Source organism: Boseongicola sp., from assembly GCF_057460485.1.
Genome location: NZ_JBVCWP010000238.1, coordinates 1 through 5985 on the forward strand (window position 1 = coordinate 1; position 5985 = coordinate 5985).

5 protein-coding genes are annotated in these 5985 nt (G+C 56.8%); 2 read left to right on the forward strand and 3 right to left on the reverse strand.

The window, feature by feature from the left end; genetic code table 11:
- The coding region (locus AC221Y_RS19020; protein ID WP_486708044.1) for a zinc-dependent alcohol dehydrogenase family protein at positions 1-573 on the forward strand (573 nt) is incomplete at its 5' end.
- Positions 574-779: 206 nt separating this feature from the next.
- Here the strand turns inward: AC221Y_RS19020 and AC221Y_RS19025 are convergent.
- Both AC221Y_RS19025 and AC221Y_RS19030 read right to left on the reverse strand, forming a co-directional pair.
- Entirely contained in the window at positions 780-1463 is a 684-nt protein-coding gene (locus AC221Y_RS19025; protein WP_372930675.1) for a haloacid dehalogenase type II, read from the reverse strand.
- A gap of 70 nt (positions 1464-1533) precedes the next feature.
- Positions 1534-3420: a propionyl-CoA synthetase gene (locus AC221Y_RS19030; protein WP_372930673.1), complete on the reverse strand. Its 1887-nt coding sequence runs from the start codon at positions 3418-3420 to the stop codon at positions 1534-1536.
- A 351-nt stretch (positions 3421-3771) separates the two neighbouring features.
- On the opposite strand from AC221Y_RS19030, the gene AC221Y_RS19035 reads away from it, so the two are divergent.
- Positions 3772-5022: a serine hydrolase domain-containing protein gene (locus AC221Y_RS19035; RefSeq protein WP_462932205.1), complete on the forward strand. Its 1251-nt coding sequence runs from the start codon at positions 3772-3774 to the stop codon at positions 5020-5022.
- A 459-nt stretch (positions 5023-5481) separates the two neighbouring features.
- Here the strand turns inward: AC221Y_RS19035 and AC221Y_RS19040 are convergent, their stop codons facing one another.
- Positions 5482-5844 (reverse strand): SpoIIAA family protein, encoded by a 363-nt coding sequence (locus AC221Y_RS19040; protein WP_462932204.1) that lies wholly within the window; start codon positions 5842-5844, stop codon positions 5482-5484.
- Between the last annotated feature and the right edge of the window lie 141 nt (positions 5845-5985).

Below are 5985 nucleotides of genomic sequence, written 5' to 3' on the forward strand. Positions count from 1 at the left end.
ACCGCCTGGCGCGCCCTCATTGTCGACGGTCAGCTCAAGGCAGGCACAAGCGTTCTGGTATTGGGCACAGGCGGCGTGTCGATCGCTGCGCTGCAAATCGCTAAGGCTATGGGCGCCTCAGTTATCGCCACATCGTCCTCGGAGCAGAAGCTAGAGCATCTTCGGGCGCTCGGTGCCGACAATGTTATCAACTACCGGCTGACTCCGGACTGGGGCCGCGAAGTCCTCGCGCTGACTGGCGGGCATGGTGTCGACCATGTCATCGAGGTGGGCGGACCCGGCACGCTAGAACAGTCGATCAAAGCTGTGCGTGTCGGAGGTCACATCGCATTGATCGGCATCCTGACGGGACGCCAGGGGAATGTGCCTACCATGACACTAATGGCGAAACAGGCCCGACTCCAGGGACTTATTGTTGGGAACCGCCGTCAGCAGCAGGACTACGTGACCGCGCTGGAGCAGACCGGTATACGCCCGGTGATCGATCGCAGCTTTCCGCTCGAAGAGCTGGCCGATGCATTCCGCTTCCAGGAAAGCGGGGGTCATTTCGGAAAAATTGCGATTGAGTGGTGAGGGGGGTACCCGCGGCCAACCTGAGTTGGACAATCTCAAGGGTAAGACGACTACACAAGCGTGCTGAACATGGGTCAACAGCAGACCGGACGCATGCCGGGCGTTGCGCCTTGTCGATCATCCGATTCTTACAAGCAATCGTCCCAGAATCGTGAAAGCGCTAAAACAAACACTAAACCAACGCCTGAGCCGTTAGCGCTACGCGCTTAGTTTGGCCCAGCATCTGCCGCAATGATTTGCTCAATCACACTCACCATATTGGTCGACTGAATCCTGGGGCGACGGTATAGAGGGTGGTAAGGCGCACCGGAGCGGTCGATGTAGGCCGCGCTCATACCTGCGACCATCGCGCCATGAGTATCCCAATCATGGGCTGCTATGAGCCGCAAATCGCGGATGGGCCGGTCGAGACGTGCGGCGGCAAATTTGTAGACTTTGCTATCGGGTTTGAAGCCTCCGGCCTCCTCGACCGAGATCACTATGTCAAAATTCTCCGCCAGCCCAGAGTTGGCGATCTGTTTAGTCACCAAACTCGAAGATGAATTGGAAAAAGCAACGGTACGATAGCCGCTTGATTGCAAGCGCTGTAAGGTCGGCTGCACGTCAGCATGTGGTCTCAGGCTCGCAAAGTCGCCGAGGATTTGTCCTCGATCCTCATCGGAGATTGTCCGATCGTGTAGCGTAGCGATCTTGTCCAACATCACGCTGGCTAATTCAGCAAAACCCGTTTTGACTCCGGTCAGCGCGCATACGGTAGAAGTATGAAGCAACATGACAAACCATGTACGCGCCAGAGCTTGATCGCCAAGTGCCGTAGCAAATCTCGGCATCAGGGTTGCAAGATCGAGAACGGTTTCATTTATATCGAACAACACAGTGTCGCGCGGCAAGTGCAGACTCCAGCTCGTTTCGTCTATACCTTCCGTGAGGTTCAGACTGTCGCCACTTGGCTTGCTTCCGCTAGCCGCCGTATCCTAGACCCCTCACCGCGGTTCGGATCTCTTCGAGGACTGTTGGATCATCGATCGTGGCAGGCATTCTGAACTTTTCGCTATCGGTGATCTTCGCCATGGTGCCACGCAAAATCTTGCCCGAGCGGGTCTTCGGGAGGCGCTCAACCACGCAGGCGAGCTTGAATGCTGCAACGGGGCCTATTTGGCTGCGTACCTGGGCAATGGCTTCCTCGACGATCTCCTCTTGGGGTCGATCTACTCCGCTATTGAGGCAAAGAAACCCCATAGGCAACTGCCCCTTAAGTTCGTCGGCAACCCCAATCACGGCACATTCCGCCACGTCTGGAAGAGCTGACAGCACCTCCTCGATCGCACCGGTCGACAGCCTGTGTCCCGCGACGTTTATGACGTCATCGGTACGAGCCATAACGTACACATAGCCGTCCTCATCGATTATCCCCGCATCACTCGTATCGTAGTAGCCCGGGAATCTTTTGAGATAACTGTCCCGATACCGCTCCTCTGCCTGCCACAGCGTCTGCAGGCACCCTGGCGGCATCGGCAGCTTGATCGCAATGGTCCCGAGCTGGCCCCGAGGTACTTCGTGCGCGTCTTCTCCGAGGACCTTCACATCATACCCTGGCATCGGCACGCAGGACGAGCCAACCTTCACCGGCAACGGCTCCAGCCCCATTGGGTTGCCTGCGATCGTCCAGCCGGTCTCGGTCTGCCACCAGTGGTCGATAACCGGTACGCCAAGCATATCCTGCGCCCAATGAATCGTGTCGGGATCAGCTCTCTCTCCGGCAAGGAACAGATATTTCAGGCAATTTAGATCGTGCTTACGGATGAACCCACCCTTGGGGTCCACTCTCTTGATCGCCCGTAATGCGGTTGGCGCAGTGAAGAGAACCTTGACCCCGTGCTCCGAAATCACGCGCCAGAAGGTCCCCGCATCGGGCGTACCTACCGGTTTACCTTCGAAGACCACTGTCGTTGCGCCATGTATCAGCGGCGCATAGCAGATATAGGAATGACCCACGACCCAACCGACGTCAGAAGCGGTCCAACACACGTCGCCCGGATCGATGTCGTAGATGTTCTTCATCGTCCAGCTTAGCGCCACGGCGTGACCAGCGCTCGGCCGCGGCACACCCTTGGGCCGGCCCGTCGTGCCCGAGGTATAAAGAATGTAGAGTGGCTCGTCTCCCAAGACTGGAACGCACTCGGCCGGCTCCGCCCCGCGCTGGAAGGCGAACCACTCGACATCCCGCTCCCCCAATTCGGCGGGCCGCTGCTCGCGCTGAAAGATCACGCAGAATTCGGGCTTATGGCCAGCTTGCTGGATTGCGCCATCTAGAAGCGGCTTGTAGGGCACGACCCGCCCGGGCTCTATTCCACAGGACCCGGCGATGATAGCCTTCGGCTTCGCGTCATCGATCCGGACCGCGAGTTCGTGAGCTGCGAACCCCCCAAACACAACAGAGTGCACAGCACCGATTCGCGCGCAGGCGAGCATCGCGATGAGCGCTTCTGGCACCATCGGCATGTAAATGACGACTCGATCGCCTTTTTCTACACCGCGCGACCGCAGAGCGCCGCCCAACCGCGCTACCTCCGTCTGAAGCTCGGCATAGGTGATCGTCCGCTTTGTGGCTGTGACTGGGCTGTCATAGATGATTGCCGCCTGCTGCCCACGACCCGCCTCAACATTGCGGTCTACCGCGTTCCAGCAGGTGTTCATCACGCCATCGGGATACCAAGCAAAGATCGGCGCTCTGCTATCGTCTAGCACCGTTCGAGGCGGCTTAATCCAGTCCAACGCCTCGGCGGCAGTCGCCCAGAACCTACATGGATCAGCGGCCCAGGCTTCATAGGCTTCCTTATATCCCATGTCCTGTTTCTATCGAGTCCGGCCACTTTGTGCCAGATAGGAAGCCCGATCTTCTTCGTTCAGCCTTTCCGTCTTGAGGAGGCTCCCGATCGACTGAGATGTCCGCATTGGGTCGTTAGGCGACATCAGAACGCGACCTGGTCACGTCCGCTTTGCATGCGAAAGCAGACATACTCAGCTTCGTCACTGAGGTCCGTTAAGTGCCATTAGCGGACATTAGGCTTGGCTCCGCGTGCTAAAGCTTCATCGGAAGGCCCCGACCCGAGTCAAGCGTTGCCCGGTCATACTATGCTGAAATACTTGCGGACTAAGATGGCCAGGGCCCAAGACACCAAGGGAGGAGAAACACCGATGACTCAAAACGCGATCTTGAAAATCAGCGCCTTATCGATGTTGTCAGCCATTGTGGCCGCTACTATTGGGTCGGGTGCTTTGGCGAAATCGGAGGTCACGCTCAATGATTTTTACAAGCCAATCGACCTCTCTGACATCACCCCGAAGAACATGCAGAGCTGGCCATATTACAAGCACGTCTCCGCACACTGGGATGACTATGGGTTGTTCGGCACTGTACCCGTCATGGCCGCCGAGAACCCCGCGCCCGTGACCATCGCAGACCAGCAGTTCGATCTGCAGCAGGACTTTGGTGATGGCCGCAGTTTCGCGGACTCGCTCAACGGGACGCAGACCAAGGGCTTTCTGATCATCAAGGACAACGTGATCCTCGGAGAGTTTTACGATAACGGATTCAATGCCGATCAGACCCAGCTCTTACAGTCGTCGTCCAAGACTTACGCTGGAATCATCGCGTCGAAATTGATCGACGAAGGTAAACTGGATCCAAACGCGACGGTCGAGAGCTATCTGCCCGATTTCAAGGGATCGGCCATAGGCAAGGCTAAAGTTCAGCATGTACTCGATATGACGGCCGGGCTACTGCCCGCAACCGACTACCACGTTCCCGGCGGCGAAGCCTTTGTGTTCGAGATAGAACAGGGCTTAAAGCCAGGTGACCCCAGCGGGCACCGCAAGGCTGTAATCGAGGCCAAAACTCAAAACGCGCCTGGAGAAGTCTACACCTACAACGACAAGAACACCGACTTGCTAGCGATGCTGGCCGAAGGGGTGACAGGCGAACCGTTCAACAAGCTTCTATCCGATATGTTCGACGACTTCGGTGCCAACAGCCGGGGTTCTATCGCGCTGACGGTCGATGGCACGGCGAGCCCGTCTTATGGCATTAGTACAACCCTGCGGGACTACGGTCTGTTTCACCAATGGATAGCCCAGGGAAAAGCGCCCAAGAGCTTCTATGCTTCGGTTGAGGACGTTGATAAAGACCTGCTCCGAGAGTCAGAGACGGGCAACGGTATGGCCGCTCTGTTTGGCACGCCGGTTACCTATGCATCACAGGCTTGGTACCTGCCTGAACACAACATTATCCACTCTGTCGGCTCCTACGGACAAGTCGGCTTCAGCGATCTGGAGACCGGCATTGCAGTCGTGTTCATGCAGGACTGGGAGGACAATGGAGTGCCGGCAAAAAACGCGGAAACTGTGGCCCGTGCACTCTTCGTCATCGATCAGCTAAAGGCTCAATGAGCGGCAAACGTTACGGGTGAACTGCTTCGTCGAAGTGAAGTCAGATCAGTGGCTTTGATGATATCCGCTTTGGGTCATTAGCTGCCGTCATCGAGGAGATCGGGGATGTCTGCTTTAGGCTCAAAAGCCGACACGCGCGGCTTCGTCCTCTAGTCAGCCGCTACTAACTCTAAGCCGCCCGGAAATTGTGTGTCGCTAGGGACGGTGCCGAGCAGTTAGGTACTGACCATCATCTGCGGGAGCGCCCACGGGGGGTCGGGGTTTAGGGGTCTCTTGTCTGCCCATCATTAGGGCCCCTGGCCGCCTCCGGTCTTTTTGTTCCGGCGAACAAACCAAGTTATCCGACCCCAAATCTACGCAACATCGCGCGACATGGATAGCACAACATATTGATTTATATACACTTTAATCGAGATAATCGGATATTTAATCCGCCATTCACTCTATGGCGTGGCTAAATTAACGGGTAATCCACGCCAACGCCTCGGCTTCCTCATCTCCACTGAAGTGTTTCACCTCGGCACTGACGAAATGGCTCGCGAATTTCGGTAGCAGCGTCATCACTTCGGAGTCGCTGACGACAGCTACCTTCGCAATATCGCGCTGGTGGTCGCGAATGAATCTGAAATGCGAGATCGCAGCGTCGATGTTTTCCCATCCGGGAAACTCCCGCGCACAGACCAGCAAGCCTTTAAGCGCGCCGTGAGACTCGATGTATGCATCCGCATCAGCAGCAAGCCCAGAGAAATCCTTTGCCGAAAGCGGTCCCTCAGGCCGCGCGACTAGAACTCCCTTGTCCGACAGTAGTTCGTGCTTAAGCATCGCTTTGGCCTCCCCATATCGGCCCCAATGTAGAACTGCGTCGCTCCGGAGCAAGGTATGGTTCTATTAATTCCAGGGGGTCGAGACGCATGCGCCTTCCGCTATACTTTTCAATAGGTTCTGCTGCTATCTCCCCCCTCC